Genomic DNA, 15,861 nt, shown 5'->3' on the forward strand with positions numbered 1-15,861 from the left:
TGCGCTTTCGACCATCTAGAGTACATATTCATTGCTTGGGCGTTGGCGATAGTCAGCCGATACGAACTTGGCCTGGACAGTGCCGTCCGGTGAAAACATCAGCACGCTCGCGCGCGGCACACCATATGCAAAGTGATCTTCGGAATATTGCGGATCGCGCAGACCGACTGCATCGATGAAAACGCTCTCTGTGTCGCTGAGAATCAGATAGGACTGCTCCATATCTGCGGCAAACTCGGCCAGCTTTTTTGGTTGGTCGTAGGAAAGGCTTGCGAGAGTGTAGCCCCGTTGATCCAGATCGCCTGCAATCTCAGCATGATTGGCCAATTGCACTTTACAGAACGGGCACCAGTGCGCGGAGCGAACCAATACAAGAACAGTTCCGTTCGGACCCGCGATCTCTGCAAGAGAGGTGGGCTCGCCAGCTGCATTTCGTAGTGGCTGATCGAGCGGAACTTTCTCGCCAATGGCGACACCAACATCGATGTTTTTCGGAGGAAAGAGGGCAGGCCAAAGATGCGAAGCTGCCAATGCGGCCAGTGCGAGCAACGACAATCCAACGCCAGCGAAAATCTTGCGTTTAAGCGACATAATCATCAGTCCCATTTTCCAGTCGCACGGCGGATTACAGACAATCGATTGCACCGCAAGCCGCCACCTTTCTTTTTGTGGTGCGCTTGGATTGGACCTTAGCACGCGCTATGGTGATCCAATGCCTTTCACACAGAAAATCTTGCTGCTTGGTTCAGGCGAATTGGGCCGCGAGTTTGTCATCTCTGCCAAACGTTTGGGCGCTTACGTCATAGCTTGTGATGCCTACGAGAATGCCCCTGCAATGCAGGTCGCCGATGCGAGCGAAGTGTTCTCCATGCTTGATGGGAATGCGCTGCGAGCGACAATTGAGAAACACCAGCCCGACCTGATTGTCCCTGAAATTGAAGCGATCCGAACAGAGGTACTGGGCGAGCTAGAGGCGGAGGGCTTTAATGTCGTGCCGTCTGCGAAGGCAACGCAGTTGACCATGAATCGTGATGCGATCCGAGACATGGCCGCAGACGAGTTGGGGCTAACCACTTCGATCTATGGCTATGCAGAAAATTTCGAGGGTGTGTGCGCCGCGGCGCAAGAAACCGGCTTCCCTTGTTTGATCAAGCCGGTGATGTCGTCTTCAGGCAAGGGGCAGAGCAAAGTCGATCATGCAGCGGAACTCGAGGAGGCGTGGAATTATGCCGTTGCCAATATGCGTGGCGATCGCACCCGCGTCATTGTGGAGCAGTTTGTGGACTTCGACTATGAGATCACGCTTCTGACTGTGCGTCACAAAGCAGGGATCACTTTCTGCCCTGCTATCGGTCACAGACAGGAACGAGGCGACTATCAGGAGAGTTGGCAACCCACACCGATGAGCAGTGCGGCGATTGCGAAGGCACAAGAGATGGCTGCGAAGGTTGTCACCGCACTGCAAGGCAATGGCAAAGGCTGGGGTCTGTTCGGTGTGGAGTTCTTCATTAGAGGCGAAGAAGTAATCTTCTCTGAATTGTCACCGCGTCCGCACGACACCGGTATGGTCACGCTTGTGTCGCAGGACCTGACCGAATTCGATTTGCACGCCCGCGCCATCATGGGCTTGCCCGTTCCAGAGAAAGTTGCTGCGCGATCATCTGCCTCTGCGGTTATTTTGGCAGATCGCGACGGCGGGGATTTTTCCTTTGACGGATTGCATGACGCCCTGACGACAGGCGAGGGCAATTGCGATGTTCGGCTATTCGGAAAGCCAGTTACGCGGCTATACCGGCGAATGGGTGTCGCGCTGGCACGCGCGGAAACGCCCGACGATGCACGCAGTCTGGCAAGGCAGGCGGCCAAGGCGGTCCGGATAGTCTATCGCGACTAGAAATGTAGCGCTGGATTGATCTTCATCGTTGCAAAGACTAGTCGCTGAACCGATGAAGGCGCCTCTAGTCCTTACTTTATCTTGCCCGGACAGGACGGGTATCACCGCGAAGGTGACCGGTTTTCTGTTTGAGAACGGGGGAAATGTCCTCGAAGCACAGCAGTTCAATGATCGCGAGAGTGATCGTTTCTTCATGCGCGTCGAATTCGAAACTGTTTCCGCATCGCACGATGATTTACGCACTGCCTTTTCGGTTGTCGCCAGCGACTATGCAATGGAATGGAAACTCGCATTGCGGGACCGGCCACGTCGCGTCATGCTGATGGTGAGCGCGTTTGATCATTGTCTGGCAGACTTGCTATATCGCTGGCGTATTGGCGAACTGCCGATGGATCCTGTGGCGATCGTTTCAAACCATCCGCGCGAAACCTTCGAACATCTGGATTTCGCCGAAATCCCGTTCCATCACTTACCTATCCGCGCGGGCGAAAAAGCCGCGCAAGAATCTCAGGTTCGTGCGATCGCTCAGGAAAAACAAGCAGAGTTGGTAGTTCTGGCGCGCTACATGCAGATCTTGTCAGATGAGCAAGCGGCCCACTTCACGGGGCGGTGCATCAACATCCACCACAGCTTTCTGCCCGGCTTCAAAGGCGCAAAACCCTATCATCAGGCGCACGCTCGTGGTGTGAAAATGATCGGCGCCACGGCGCACTACGTCACAACTGACCTGGATGAAGGCCCGATAATTCATCAGGATGTCGAACCTATCACGCATGCAGACAGTCCCGATGAACTTGTCCGCAAAGGACGAGACATTGAACGCCGCGTTCTGGCTGAAGCTGTCCGGCTTCATTTGGAAGAGCGCGTGCTCCTCAATGGCAGCCGAACTGTGGTCTTCAAAGGTTAGTTCAACCCTCCAGCTTTGTCTTCATTCGCGCGGAAGATCACCCATTCGCGGATCGCGTTGGATTCCTCAGCGCTCAGGCTGTCGGCAAAATTTGCCATGCCGCGGCTCTGTAACATGCCTTCACGCACAACCGCTTGCCAGCTAGCCGGGTTCGACAGCGTACCCGAGCGCCTGAGGTCTGGCAGTACGGTCGATCCCACAGCGCCTGGTGCGTGGCAAACCGCGCAGTAGCGTGCGTATTTTTCCCCGCCCAAGGAAATGGTCGCTGAATTTGCTCGGCTGGGCGGTGGATCAAGCGGGAGATTCGCCAGCTCTAGTTCCGGTGGCAAGGCTCCATCCGCCCCGAGCTTGAATACAAGCAGGCGGCTGATGTTGCGTACAGGAGCAAGATCGCGGATTGCCTGTCCATCGACGGACAGTGCATAGGCACCGCCCCAGCCAGCCAACACAGCAACATATTGTTCGCCGTCAATAGTATAGGTGACCGGCGGCGCGACCACTCCGGTTTGTGCCGGGAAGCTCCATAGCTTCTCACCATTCGTGGCGTTGTAAGCGTTGAACTCGCTTCCTGCGGTACCCTGAAACACCAGTCCGCCTGCCGTGGCCAGCAACCCGCCGTTCCAGGGCCCCGGATGTTCAACGGTCCAGCGCGGCTCCTGCGCCACTGGATCCCAAGCTACCAGCATACCCTTCAGCGTACCTGTGATCTCCTTTCGGAATCCAAGATCGGGCGGCAGGTCGCCCGCGCTCAAATCAAAACCGACGTTGAACCCGCGGTCCCTGTCCGGTTTCCAGTCGGCTTCAGGCGAATAGACCATCCCCGCTTCAAATGCCGGAATGTAGACTAGGTTTTCGTCCGGATGGTAGGCCATCGGGTGCCAATTGTGTCCGCCCAAAGCGCCCGGCGTTACGATGGCTGCCTGGCCAGTCTTGTCGACGCGCGTTTCGGGATTCTCGATCGGGCGGCCGCTTTCGTCGATTCCGGTTGCCCAGTTCACTGTGACATATGGCTTGGCGCTAATGAATTCGCCTGTGGCCCGATCGAGCACGTAAAAGAATCCATTCTTCGGAGCCTGCATCAGTACCTGACGTTGGGCGCCGTCGATTTCCATGTCGGCGAGCATAATATGCTGCGTCGCGGTGTAATCCCATGTTTCGCCCGGTGTAGTCTGATAGTGCCAAACATATTCGCCTGTATCGGGCCGGATTGCGACAATGCTGGAAAGATAAAGATTATCCCCTTCACCGGTGCCATCTTCGCCTGGAGAGCGATAAGCCCGGTTCCAGGGTGAGCCGTTTCCGACACCGATATAGAGCAGATTCAGGTCGGGATCGTGTGCCATCGAATCCCAAACCGTTCCGCCGCCGCCGATCGCGTCTGAACCTGCAAGGACCTCTGTGTTCCAGGTTTCGGCGGCAGCCTGAAGGTACTCGGGCGAAGTTTCGTCCTCTGTACCCTCAGGAACGGTGTAGAAGCGCCATAGCTCCTGGCCTGAGCCAGCATCATAGGCCGCGATGTATCCGCGTACGCCGAACTCCGCGCCACCGTTACCGATCAAGACCTTGCCATCGATAATCCGAGGAGCGCCGGTGACAGTATAGCTTTGTTCCGGGTCGGTCGTTTGTTTGCTCCACGCGACTGCGCCCGTTTCGCGATCAAGCTTCACCAGGCGGCCATCCAAAGTGCCCAAAAATAGGCTGTCGCCCCAGGTCGCCAGTCCGCGGTTGACGACATCGCAGCAGGCTTTGACGGCGGTTTCGCCCGGGACTTCCGGATCATATTCCCACAGAAGAGCGCCGGTTACACCATCATATGCTTTGACCTTGCTCCATGCGGTTGTGAGATAAAGTTTGCCGTCAATGACCAGCGGCGTGGCTTCTTGTCCCCGCGCTGTGTCCATGTCTGCAAACCACGCCAAGCCCAACTCCTCGACGTTCGCAGTGTTGATTTGATCAAGCGGCGAGAAGCGTTGCTCGTCATAGGTCCGGCCGTAAGTGATCCAGTTCGCACCATCATCGCCGGCGTTGAGCAATGCTTCACCATCCACTCCGCTCTCGCTGCACGCGCTCAGCGTTAGTGCTGCCGCTAAGGCAATTCCGAACTTTCTCACTTTTGCGCTCTCCCCGGTGCCGGTTTATCTGCACTTGTCTCCAGACTGCCTTGCGCTGCTGCCTTTGTCCATCTCCACATTTGTGACAGGTTTCCGCTTTTGATTGGCGTCTGGCTGTTTGGTGGTTACGTTACCGTCTCTGGTCTTAGCGGAGTTTGACCCATGGAATTTGTGCTGATCGCGTTGCTGTTCTTGCTTATTGTCTTCCTGCTCATGGCAGTGCGCGTGGTTAAACAAGGTTATGTCTATACGATCGAACGGCTTGGCAGGTTTACCATCGCTGCCCAGCCTGGATTGCACCTGATTATCCCTTTCATCGACCGTGTTGGCCAGAAAGTGAATATGATGGAGCAAGTGCTTGATATTCCGGGTCAGGAAATCATCACTGCAGATAATGCTATGGTCGGCGTTGATGCCGTGGTGTTTTTTCAGGTGCTCGATGCAGGCAAAGCAGCATATGAAGTGACCCATCTTTACCAGGCGATCATGGCGCTAACGACTACAAACTTGCGCACCGTTATGGGCTCGATGGACCTGGACGAGACACTTTCAAAGCGTGACGAGATCAACGCTCGCCTGCTGTCGGTTGTTGATCACGCGACCTCGCCCTGGGGTGTCAAGATCACGCGCGTTGAAATCAAGGATATCCGGCCACCCCATGACATTTCTGAAGCTATGGCGCGCCAGATGAAGGCAGAGCGCTTGAAGCGTGCAGAAATCCTCGAGGCAGAGGGCGACAAGACCAGCGCAATCTTGCGTTCGGAAGGCTCTAAGCAATCGGCAATCCTCGAAGCGGAGGGAAAACGCGAAGCCGCATTCCGCGATGCCGAGGCGCGCGAACGCGCCGCAGAGGCCGAGGCTCGGGCAACCCAAATGGTGTCAGATGCGATTGCTTCTTCAGGCAATCAGGCGATAAACTATTTTATCGCGCAGGAGTATACCAAAGCTGTCGGTAAGTTTGCTGACAGCCCCAATGCCAAGACTATCCTCTTCCCTTTCGAAGCTACGCAGTTGATTGGGACGCTAGGCGGTATTGGTGAGCTGGTTCGCGATGCGATGGATCCGAACCAAGGTGATGTCACAACCGGATCCCGCACTGGTCAACCCCTGCCGAAAGATCGTGCACGAGCAAGCGTGCCGCGGACAGGCGGCACATGATGAACGGGCTCGAAGGATTTGATGCGCACTGGGTCTGGATCGCAATCGGTCTGATCCTGGCCGCTTTGGAGATGCTGGTTCCGGGCGTCTATCTGATCTGGCTTGCAATCGCGGCGATTATAACCGGCTTGCTTACTTTGGGCATCGACCTTGCGCTGCCGGCACAAGTCGTGGTGTTCGTTTCTTTGTCATTGATCGCAGCGTTCAGCGCAAAGCGTTTCCTGCGCGATTCCCCGATCGAAAGCTCGGACCCGCTGCTCAATCAGCGCGGCACACGTCTGATCGGTGAAAATGCCTTGGTCACTCAGGCAATCGTCGGTGGTTCAGGTCGCGTCAAATATGGAGATAGCGAGTGGATTGCGCGCGGACCGGATATTGGAGAGGGGGAGCGTGTTCGCATCACCGGAAGCGATGGCACTATTCTGATGGTGGAGCCGTTCAATCTGATCGCTGACAGCCCTGCCGGGGATACTGACGATGCTGGCGGCAAACAGGCCTAGCTAGCAAGCCCTTCGTTGAACCGGCCGTGCTTGCGATAACGGACCATCCATTTGTCTAGAAACAGACCGAGTGGGCGCGGTGTGACGCCAAGTTTCTTGAAACCGGGGTAGTCGCCAGACGCGCAATTGCCTTCTTTCAACATGACCCATTGATCACGATTCATCGGCGTCAAAGGCAATGCAGCGAACACGGCTGAGGCTGTGTCAGGCACAGGCAAGAATGTTCTCTTGCGGCCTTGCGAGTCAGCGATACGCTGATTCAATTCCATCATAGTGATCACTTCCGGACCACCGAGCTCGAAAGTTTTTCCGCCATGCTTGCCTGGATCTTCAAGGGCGTTCGCAATCGCCTCGGCTAAATCATCGACAAAGGCTGGCTGTAGACGTGAACTTGGCCCAAAAACCGGCAGTACAGGCATCATTTGGACCAATCCGGCGAACATGTTTACGAAATTGTCGTCTTCTCCAAACAGCGCCGATGGACGCAGGATCGACGCGTTGACGAAATTCTCACGCACCAATTCCTCGCCAAGCGCATTGGCTCTAGCATAGGTTGAAGCAGAATCCGCATCGGCGCCGATTGCGCTGATATGAACCAGCGCTTCTGCCCCTGAAGCCTTTGCTGCCGAAGCCACTTCTCCGGCGGAATTGCCCATAAGCTGCATCAAGTCGCCACCAAAGCTGCCCACCAGATTGACGACAGCATCTGCTCCGGAAACGGCCCCATGCACTTGGCGTGCATCATTGATGTTGCAGCGGGCAAATTGGATCTGCCCTAAATTGGCAAGCGGCTTTAGCCTGTGGCTCTTTTCCGGATTGCGGCTGGCGATGCGTAGCCGGGCTCCCCGTTCCAAAAGCGCCTGCGCCAGATATTGCCCAAGGAAACCGCTGCCCCCAAACAGAGTTACGAGTTTGTCCTTGAGCGAAGAGGGGCGGGTCATGTTGCTTTTCCGAAAGGTTGCCTGGTCGATTGGCAGCGCATTGCCCCAAGCAGCGCGCGGCCGCAAGTGTTTGGAGGTAGGCAAATGGCGGAAATGAGTCGTTGACAAGGGCCGCGTAGCGGGGCTAACCGCGCGCCTCGCTCGTTCTCGCGAAATATGTTTTGCGAAGAGCCTATGCCCAGATGGCGGAATTGGTAGACGCGCTAGCTTCAGGTGCTAGTATTCGCAAGGATGTGGAGGTTCGAGTCCTCTTCTGGGCACCATCAGATTAACGCATTGACATATAGAGAGAAAATGGCGAGTTCTGAAGACTCGCATTGGTTCTCCAAATCACTGTCCCTATTCGTCTTTTCTCTTCCCTCGCAGCACCTACCGGTCCCTGGCACTCGAATCTCGATTCCTCTCGAATCGTCCCAGCCTCAGATTTTTGCAAGCTTCTTCGGAAACTGAATTCACAGGCCCGCATCGGCATCCAGCAGTAGACCGTTCGAACGCCCCCGAAGCGATGCCGAAAATCTCATTCTATGAGAGAATGAGGGTGCGTCTGGGTTGCCCTGCAACCACGAACTCATCATAGATCAGGCGATGGAGGCATATTTAGCGGGGAGCCGGAAAGTTGCAGTCGGATCATTTTGCACTTGCTCGCTGCGCCGAGGGCAATGCGGCGATGTGCACGATAGTCAATATTGAAGGCTCTTTTTCACGCCGATTGGGCGCGCAGCTTGCCGTTGGCTGGCACGGTGACATGGTCGGATCGCTTGCGGATGGCTGTCTTGAGCAGCAGTTGCGGCGGGAGGCCGAACGGGCGCGCACCGGCCTTGGTGCGTTTGTAATGAGGTTTGGCAAGAACTCGCTGAACATAGATTTTCGGCTGCCGTGCGGAAGCGGCATTGACATCCTTATCGATACAGCACCGGATTTTGAAGCAGGCAGGCAAGTTCTACGCCAGTTAACGCAGAGAAGGCCTGCGACGCTCGATTTGAACCTGCAGTCCCACCCATCATTCCTGCAACGAAGAGCCTACATTCCGCAGCCTCGGCTGGTGGTTCTTGGAACGGGCCGCGAGGTCACGGCTTTGGTAGATTTCGCGCAGGGTTACGGAGTGGATGTCGAATGTCGCTTTCCAATTGGCGATGCAGGCCCGGGTATGGCGAGCTTGTCGCTCGGGCACGCCCCGGAAGATATTTCCATCGACCCGTGGACCGCGATCGTGATCCTGTTTCACGATCATGAGTGGGAGCGCATGCTCTTACCCTGGGCGCTGCGCACGGATGCTTTCTTTGTTGGGGTCCAGGGGGGGCAGGCTGTACGAGAAGAACGTGAGGCCATGCTCCAGGCAAATGGGCTTGGGTCCAGCGCAGATTCACGCTTTCATAGTCCTGTTGGATTGATTCCACGAACGCGCGAGCCGGATATGCTCGCGTTGTCGATATTTTCGCACGTCATGGCCGAGTATGACAGCCTTCACCCGCATCGGTAGGTCGCAAACGCTGGTGGCAGTCCTTGCCGCTGGTAAAGGACGGCGGTTTGGGGAGAACAAGCTGCTTGCGCCCTGTTGCGGGATGCCAGTGGTGGCGTGGGCATTGAAGGCAATCGACGCGGCGGGGTTCGAGCCCGGAGTTTTGGTCTGCCGACCGCTCTTCGCGGCCAAGCTGGGCGTAGCGACGGAGTGGTCCTTTCTCGAAGTGCAAGAGCGGCAGGCCACACCACTTTCACATTCGATCGGCTTGGCGGTAGGAGCTGCACAACATCTTGGAGCAGAGTCCCTCCTTGTTTGTCTGGCGGACATGCCTCTTGTAGAACCGGACCATCTGAAGAGGGTTGGGACCTGCGAAGGTGTTGCGGCCACAATCCATGAGGATGGCGGTCTCGGCGTTCCTGCCCGCTTTCCGGCGAGCTACTATCCTCGGTTGCTTGAGCTTCGCGGCGATCAGGGTGCAGGCAAACTGTTGCGCGGCCTTACCGACATCACCAGATGTGCTGCACCAACTAGCACGTTATTGGATGTCGACACGCCTGACGACATAAGGACAGCGGAAAACATACTGGCATGCCGGGGATCGGGAGACCGATCTCAATAACCCAATCTAGGGAAGATCAGATGTGTGCCGGCGCTGGCTCGTTTGTCATGGCCTGACGAGCCACTTGCCTCCGGTTCGAATACCCATGCATGCTTGCAGAGTGTCGGGCTGGAGCATTTGCTCAAGAGCAATCGTGCCCGCAAACTCGCTTGAGAAAATATCGTCAAGTCGGTCGACCACATAGCCCTTCATCGCTGCAACTTTTGCGGGGCTGAACTTCTTCAGCTCCGATTGGAGGAGCCATCCTCCGATATTCCATGCCATCCCGAAATTGCGCCAGAATGTCACGGGAGCTGGATCAAGCCCGCCAAAGAAGTATAGCTGCTTCCCGATTTTAGAACCGTATGGTCCCGAAATACCGGCACTGCGTGCAAGCGCGTCCTCCATCGCGTGCAAGATTTGGCCTGCCAGAGCTCCTCCGCCCATAGCATCAAAGGCGATGGTTGCCCCGGTTTCGACCAGCGCATTGATGAGATGATCACGGAAATTGGGGTCCGAGCTATTGCAGATGTGGTCGGCGCCCAATTCCAGAAGGGCATCGCGAGCTCTGTCCGATCGAACGATGTTGACGAGGGGTACGCCTTCCGCCTCGCACAGCCGATTGACCATCTTCCCGAGATTGGATGCCGCAGCAGTCAGCAAAAGGCCATTATGCCCTCCGTTGTGCATCGTTTCCAGCATTGCCAGTGCCGTCATTGGATTGACAAAGGCAGCCGCACAAAGTTCGACCGGACTGGAAGAAGACAGAACAAGGCAATCGTTACAGTCGACGATGCAATGGTCACTATACATACCCCTCGTGGCTGTAGAGACCCTCTTGCCTATGAGTTGCTGGGCACTGTCCGCTTCTCCTGCGGCTATAACAATCCCCGTGCCTTCGTTGCCGAGCGGCATATCTACACCAAGACGCCAACCGAATGCCTTGGCGAGTTCAGGGGGCAGGTTACCGCACAGTGCTTCGCCCGCTGCATCGTGGACCGCATAGAGGGCGTCCGGTTCGAGACTGCAAAGCATCGCTTTCAAATCGGCAGGATTAATCGGCGCTGCATCGACCTTCAGCAATAAGGCGTTTGCCGCGAGGGAACCGACCTCTTCGTTGCGCAATCGCAGTGTCAGCGAACCGTCCCGTTCCAAACGGGAGACGAGCCGGCGTGCAATCAATTCCTTTCACCTGAAAGATCCAGAGCAACATCGACGATCATGTCCTCCTGTCCGCCGACCATCTTGCGGCGGCCCACTTCGGCAAGGATGGTGCGTGTATCGAGACCGTGATCTTGCGCAGCCTTTTCCGCGTGGCGCAGGAAACTCGAATAGACCCCGGCATAGCCCAACGTCAGCGTTTCGCGGTCCACACGAACGGGTCGATCCTGCAGCGGGCGGACGAGGTCTTCTGCCGCATCCATCAGTGAATAGAGATCGCAGCCGTGGTTCCAGCCGTAGCTGTCAGCTGCGGCGATGAAGACTTCGAGCGGGGCATTGCCCGCACCTGCGCCCATCCCGGCGAGGCTGGCATCCACGCGGACGGCACCGTTCTGCACAGCCACGATTGAGTTGGCGACACCCAGGGATAGATTGTGATGAGCGTGGACACCACGCTGCGTCTCCGGCTTTAACACCCGGTCATAAGCCTGCAATCGGGCTGCATATTGTTCCATGTTCATCGCACCGCCGCTGTCGGTGACATAGACGCAGTGCGCACCATATTCTTCCATCAGCCGGGCTTGCTGTGCGAGCGGCTCGGGCTCCGACATGTGGCTCATCATCAGGAAGCCCGATACATCCATGCCCAGATTGCGCGCCGCTTCGATATGCTGCTTCGACACATCTGCCTCGGTGCAATGGGTCGCAATCCGTACCGAGCGCACGCCCATCTCATAGGCTCGATTGAGATCGTGCACAGTGCCGATTCCGGGTAAGAGCAAGGTGGTGAGCACCGAATGTTCGAGCACTTCGGCAACCGCGCCGATCCAGTCCCAGTCGGTATGAGCGCCAAAGCCGTAGTTGAAGCTGGAACCTTGCAATCCGTCTCCGTGGGCCACCTCGATAGCATCGACCTTGGCCGCATCGAGAGCCTTGGCGATCGCCTGGACATGCTCGATCCCGTACTGGTGGCGGATCGCATGCATGCCATCGCGCAAGGTAACATCCTGAATGTAGAGCTTAGCGCTGGTCGGATCGAAGTTCATGCGGTCACTCCTTGATGAATACGCGCGGCAATCTTTTCTGCCGTCTTCATGGCCGCCGAGGTCATTATGTCGAGATTGCCGGCATAGGCGGGCAGGTAGTGCGCGGCGCCTTCTACCTCGAGGAACACGCTGACCTTGATGCCGGTGAAATCTGTCTGTCCCGTTTTCGCCATCTCGGGGATGCGCAGCGGGCGGTTTGACCCGATATGTTCGAATTGCACAGCCTGCTTAAGGCGATAGCCAGGGACATAGGTCTGAACTTGGGCCACCATATCTTCTACACTGCAGCGGATCTCCTCCTGGTCAGCGTCCGCGCAAAGGCAATAGACCGTATCTCGCATGATCAAGGGAGGTTCGGCAGGATTGAGGATGATTATTGCCTTCCCGCGCGTCGCGCCGCCCACGTCCATGATCGCCTGGCTGGTAGTCTCTGTGAACTCGTCGATATTGGCGCGTGTGCCGGGACCGGCGCTTTTTGAGGCGATCGAGGCGACGATTTCTCCATAGTGGACCTTGGCCACGCGGTTTACGGCATGGACGATGGGGATGGTTGCCTGGCCGCCGCACGTGACCATGTTGACGTTCTTCGCATCGAGGTTGGTCTCGCCATTCACCGGCGGGATGGTGTACGGACCGATGGCGGCCGGGGTCAGATCCACCATGCGCTTGCCCGCGGCCAGGATAGCTTCGCTGTGACGCCTGTGTGCGCCGGCGCTCGTGGCATCGAAGACGATCTCGATATCGGCGAACTCGGGCATCGCCATCAGCCCGTCGATCCCCTCGGCAGTCGTGGCGACACCCATCCGCGTTGCCCGCTTGAGTCCGTCGCTGTCCGGGTCAATCCCGACAAGGACACTCATCTCGAGCACCTCCGAGAGACGCATGATCTTGATCATCAAATCCGTGCCGATATTGCCCGAACCTATGATCGCCACAGGGGTCTTACGGCTCATGCGTCATCCCCAAATGTGAAGTTGCACGAACCAATTCCGTCAACTGTCGCGATGATCTTGTCGCCCGGGGCAAGTGTGACCATCGGGCCGAGCGCTCCTGCCAAGAGGATATCGCCCGCGGTCAGGGGTTCACCCCTTTCAGCGAGGGTGCGCGCCAGCCAAGCCGCTGCATTGAGCGGATTGCCGAGTGCTGCGGCTCCAATACCTACCGAAGCCACCTCGCCATTTACGCTCATATTCATTTGCGCCCCCTCGAGATCGAGACCATCAATGGGCAATCCTTCGGTCGCCAGCACGAAGAAAGCCGAGGACCCATTGTCGGCTACCGTATCGGCAAAGGTAATCTTCCAATCGGCAATCCGGCTGTCGACGATCTCGATCGCCGCGTGTACCGTTGCTACTGACTGTGCGACCATTTCCGGAGACGTCTCGACCGAAGGCAAATCACCGCCCAGCACAAAGGCGATCTCGGCTTCCGCCTTTGGCTGGATCGTGCGTGCGGGATCGAGGTTCCCGCCATCGGGTATCTGCATGTCTTCGAACAGGACGCCGAAATCGGGCTGGTCGACACCCAATTGCTTCTGCACAGCTTCAGCGGTCAGGCCCGCTTTGCGGCCCACGATCTTGCGGCCCTGCGCCTGCCAATAGCGCGTGTTAATCGTCTGCACCGCATAAGCGCCGTCGGAGTCAATCGGGTCGAGGGCATCGCGGAGCGGTTCTATGCATCCGAGTTCGTATGCGCCTCGTAGCCGGACGGCCAGTTCTTCGTAGGTAGGCATCTAGACTGGTCCTGTGCTGTTGATCATCTATCAATTGAGAACGCCAGACTATGATATTCGCGGGTTTGTTACCAGGCGTGGCCATGTTATAAATCTCACATGGCGAGATCAAAGACCCCCACTGTTGCGGCACTAGAGCGTGCCCTTGAGCTACTGGAAGCTATCATCGAGGATGGCGGGCAGGCCGCGCTCATCGAGAACGCCGCGAGGACTGGCATGCCACATGCCACAGCGCATCGAATGGTGTTGACCATGGTTGAGACGGGCTATCTACGAAAGCTCTCACGCGGCAGGTACATTGCTGGGCCGAGGTTGGAAGCGATCTCAGCCATAGTTACAGATGAGAACAAGACCGTCGCCTTGAGCCGGGCATCTCTGGCGAAAGCTGCCGCCCGCCACTCGTGTACCGCGCATCTGGGTGTCCTGCGGGATAACATGGTGACCTATTTGGCGAAGGAAGGTTCGGCGCGCGAGAGTTCCTTCACCAGAGAAGGCGGCCAGTTGGAGGCCTATTGCTCGGCTCTGGGCAAGATACTGCTGGCTCATGAGCGACCAGCAGAGCGCAATGCCTATTTCGATTCCGGACCATTCGTCAGAATAACGTCGGCAACCATCACAGATCCGGAGGTGTTGCGTGCCGAGTTGGATCAGATCGGCAAAGAGAGCGTTGCCTGGGATCGCGAAGAGATTGCAGAGAATCTTGTGTGCTGTGCTGCTCCCGTCGTCTGGCCTAATGGGGAGGTGAAAGCAGCGGTTTCGCTCTCTTTTGACAAGGCCAATCTCAAGGGGAAGAGGATGGGCGAGATCGCTCGATCCACTTCGGATCTGGCACGGGAGATTGGCCGCAAAATTGCAGCAGTCGATTAAGGCTGCACATCACACTCTCGCCTGCCCAGTGGTGTATATTGACATTCAATTGAACATCAATGTACATGCAACTTAGCGGCGTCGGACTGATGGCTCGCATCCCCCCTTCCTCAAGAGGGAACTCAGTTTCAGATTATGACAAACACATTCCGTATCGGACAGATCGTCCCAAGCTCGAATACAACGATGGAAACAGAAATTCCCGCCATGTTACGGGCGCGCGAAAGGAGTTGTCCGGAGCGATTTACCTTCCATTCAAGCCGGATGCGCATGATGCATGTCGTCAAGGAAGAACTGGCGGCCATGGATGCACAAAGCCTGCGGTGCGCCCTTGAACTGGCGGATGCAAGAGTGGATGTCATGGGTTACGCCTGCCTCGTGGCGATCATGGCGATGGGCCCTGGTTATCACCGCAAGAGCCAGGAGAAGCTTTCAGCAGCTGCGCGAGAGGCAGATTGTACCTCACCCGTTATTACCAGCGCGGGCGCCTTGATCACGACCCTGAAGGAACTCGGCCTGTCCAGGGTGGCTGTGCTTGCGCCCTATATGAAGCCTTTGACTCAAACTGTGATCGACTACATCGAGGCCGAGGATATCGAGGTTTGTGCTAGCCGCGCACTCGAGATATCCGACAACCTCGCCGTAGGCCGCCGGCTGCCGGAGCAGGCGTTGGAAGAGGCTTCGAGAATAGACTTGACTGAAGCACAGGCACTCGTCTTGTCCGCGTGCGTGCAGATGCCGGCCGCCGCGGCAATAGATGCCGCGGAACAGAAATTCGGATTGCCTGTTGTCACTGCCTCCAGTTGCACGGTTCGTCAGATGCTCAAATCACTGGACCTCACTCCGGTCGTAGCAGGATACGGCGCAGCCTTGTCATCTCACAATGCTTGAAGGATAAGCATGAGAAATTTGTAGCGGCACGAGTACGAGGTGAGAATGGAAGCCACATATTATCGCGACTGGCATTTGGCAAAAGACGACACCGAGTTTCGTATTACCGAGCTGGAATTTGCCATGTTGCGGGCACTTGAGGCTTTCGTACGCTGGGTTGCATCGGCTGACGAGATCGTCGGGCTCTCGGAACTCAAGCATTCGGAGCACTTGATCCTTCACGTAATTCGCATGCAGAATCGCCCAAAAAGTGGTGCAACGATCGCAAGACTTTTGAATCGCGATGATCTCCCCAACATTCAATATAGTCTCAGAAAACTAGAAAGTTCCGGGTATATTAAGAAGTTGAAAGAGGAAGGAACAAAAAATCATAACTACTCTGTTACACAAGTCGGAAAAAAACTAACTGATGACTATGCAGAACTCAGGCGCGAAATATTCATAAAGCAACTCAAGAACATTGCCGATTTCGACACGCGAGTTGAAGATGCGACAAACCTTCTATCCCTATTGACCGGGATTTACGAAGAGTGTTCCCGCACATCGAGCACTCTAAATAGGTTGAATCGATCCAATCGTCAGTCTTGATGATA

At 56.4% G+C, this 15,861-nt stretch carries 16 protein-coding genes and 1 tRNA gene; 10 read left to right on the top strand and 7 right to left on the bottom strand.

What is annotated here, in order from left to right; all coding sequences use genetic code 11:
* Positions 1-15: 15 nt before the first annotated feature.
* Entirely contained in the window at positions 16-591 is a 576-nt protein-coding gene (locus QZ487_RS03900) for a redoxin domain-containing protein (RefSeq protein WP_296023386.1), read from the bottom strand.
* 121 nt (positions 592-712) lie between these two features.
* Here QZ487_RS03900 and purT point away from each other — a divergent pair, with 121 nt between their 5' ends.
* Complete coding sequence (purT, locus tag QZ487_RS03905; protein WP_296023387.1) at positions 713-1,894, top strand: formate-dependent phosphoribosylglycinamide formyltransferase; 1,182 nt, start codon at positions 713-715, stop codon at positions 1,892-1,894.
* Between the two features lie 52 nt (positions 1,895-1,946).
* Positions 1,947-2,801, top strand: coding sequence for a formyltetrahydrofolate deformylase (gene purU, locus QZ487_RS03910; protein ID WP_296023388.1), 855 nt, complete (start codon positions 1,947-1,949; stop codon positions 2,799-2,801).
* Here the strand turns inward: purU and QZ487_RS03915 are convergent.
* Positions 2,798-4,912, bottom strand: a complete 2,115-nt coding sequence (locus tag QZ487_RS03915) for a PQQ-dependent dehydrogenase, methanol/ethanol family (RefSeq protein ID WP_296023389.1) — start codon at positions 4,910-4,912, stop codon at positions 2,798-2,800. The two genes, purU and QZ487_RS03915, sit on opposite strands and share 4 nt — an antisense overlap.
* A 162-nt stretch (positions 4,913-5,074) precedes the next feature.
* Between QZ487_RS03915 and QZ487_RS03920 the strand changes: the two genes are divergently transcribed.
* The gene (locus tag QZ487_RS03920; protein WP_296023391.1) at positions 5,075-6,070 is read left to right on the top strand and encodes an SPFH domain-containing protein; all 996 of its coding nucleotides are present in this window, start codon (positions 5,075-5,077) and stop codon (positions 6,068-6,070) included.
* Positions 6,067-6,570 (top strand): NfeD family protein, encoded by a 504-nt coding sequence (locus QZ487_RS03925; protein WP_349665847.1) that lies wholly within the window; start codon positions 6,067-6,069, stop codon positions 6,568-6,570. Before QZ487_RS03920 ends, QZ487_RS03925 begins: the two co-directional genes overlap by 4 nt.
* Here the strand turns inward: QZ487_RS03925 and QZ487_RS03930 are convergent.
* Positions 6,567-7,511: a complex I NDUFA9 subunit family protein gene (locus tag QZ487_RS03930; RefSeq protein ID WP_296023392.1), complete on the bottom strand. Its 945-nt coding sequence runs from the start codon at positions 7,509-7,511 to the stop codon at positions 6,567-6,569. The two genes, QZ487_RS03925 and QZ487_RS03930, sit on opposite strands and share 4 nt — an antisense overlap.
* A gap of 176 nt (positions 7,512-7,687) precedes the next feature.
* On the opposite strand from QZ487_RS03930, the gene QZ487_RS03935 reads away from it, so the two are divergent.
* The 3 genes from QZ487_RS03935 to QZ487_RS03945 all read left to right on the top strand — a co-directional run bounded on the left by QZ487_RS03935 (position 7,688) and on the right by QZ487_RS03945 (position 9,592).
* Positions 7,688-7,774: transfer RNA gene (locus QZ487_RS03935), tRNA-Leu, on the top strand.
* A gap of 404 nt (positions 7,775-8,178) precedes the next feature.
* The gene (locus tag QZ487_RS03940) at positions 8,179-8,991 is read left to right on the top strand and encodes an XdhC family protein (protein WP_296023393.1); all 813 of its coding nucleotides are present in this window, start codon (positions 8,179-8,181) and stop codon (positions 8,989-8,991) included.
* Complete coding sequence (locus QZ487_RS03945) at positions 8,966-9,592, top strand: nucleotidyltransferase family protein (RefSeq protein WP_296023394.1); 627 nt, start codon at positions 8,966-8,968, stop codon at positions 9,590-9,592. Before QZ487_RS03940 ends, QZ487_RS03945 begins: the two co-directional genes overlap by 26 nt.
* Positions 9,593-9,637: 45 nt before the next feature.
* Here the strand turns inward: QZ487_RS03945 and QZ487_RS03950 are convergent, their stop codons facing one another.
* From QZ487_RS03950 to QZ487_RS03965, 4 genes are read right to left on the bottom strand one after another with little or no spacing between them, the layout of a single operon-like run.
* A complete protein-coding gene (locus QZ487_RS03950; protein WP_296023395.1) occupies positions 9,638-10,726 on the bottom strand; it encodes an NADH oxidase in 1,089 nt (362 codons plus the stop codon).
* 23 nt (positions 10,727-10,749) lie between these two features.
* Positions 10,750-11,778 (bottom strand): 4-hydroxy-2-oxovalerate aldolase, encoded by a 1,029-nt coding sequence (gene dmpG / locus QZ487_RS03955; protein ID WP_296023396.1) that lies wholly within the window; start codon positions 11,776-11,778, stop codon positions 10,750-10,752.
* Positions 11,775-12,731: an acetaldehyde dehydrogenase (acetylating) gene (locus tag QZ487_RS03960; protein ID WP_296023397.1), complete on the bottom strand. Its 957-nt coding sequence runs from the start codon at positions 12,729-12,731 to the stop codon at positions 11,775-11,777. The genes dmpG and QZ487_RS03960 overlap by 4 nt, the downstream gene beginning before the upstream one ends.
* The gene (locus QZ487_RS03965) at positions 12,728-13,510 is read right to left on the bottom strand and encodes a fumarylacetoacetate hydrolase family protein (protein WP_296023398.1); all 783 of its coding nucleotides are present in this window, start codon (positions 13,508-13,510) and stop codon (positions 12,728-12,730) included. Before QZ487_RS03965 ends, QZ487_RS03960 begins: the two co-directional genes overlap by 4 nt.
* 99 nt (positions 13,511-13,609) lie before the next feature.
* Between QZ487_RS03965 and QZ487_RS03970 the strand changes: the two genes are divergently transcribed.
* From QZ487_RS03970 to QZ487_RS03980, 3 genes are all read left to right on the top strand, one after another.
* Positions 13,610-14,377: an IclR family transcriptional regulator gene (locus QZ487_RS03970; RefSeq protein WP_296023399.1), complete on the top strand. Its 768-nt coding sequence runs from the start codon at positions 13,610-13,612 to the stop codon at positions 14,375-14,377.
* Between the two features lie 186 nt (positions 14,378-14,563).
* Positions 14,564-15,268: an Asp/Glu racemase gene (locus QZ487_RS03975; protein WP_296023400.1), complete on the top strand. Its 705-nt coding sequence runs from the start codon at positions 14,564-14,566 to the stop codon at positions 15,266-15,268.
* Between the two features lie 45 nt (positions 15,269-15,313).
* Entirely contained in the window at positions 15,314-15,856 is a 543-nt protein-coding gene (locus QZ487_RS03980) for a winged helix DNA-binding protein (protein WP_296023401.1), read from the top strand.
* The last annotated feature ends 5 nt before the right edge of the window (positions 15,857-15,861 follow it).

The sequence above is a fragment of the uncultured Altererythrobacter sp. genome (genome assembly GCF_913057185.1).
In the GTDB taxonomy this organism is placed as follows: Bacteria; Pseudomonadota; Alphaproteobacteria; order Sphingomonadales; family Sphingomonadaceae; genus Erythrobacter; species Erythrobacter rubellus.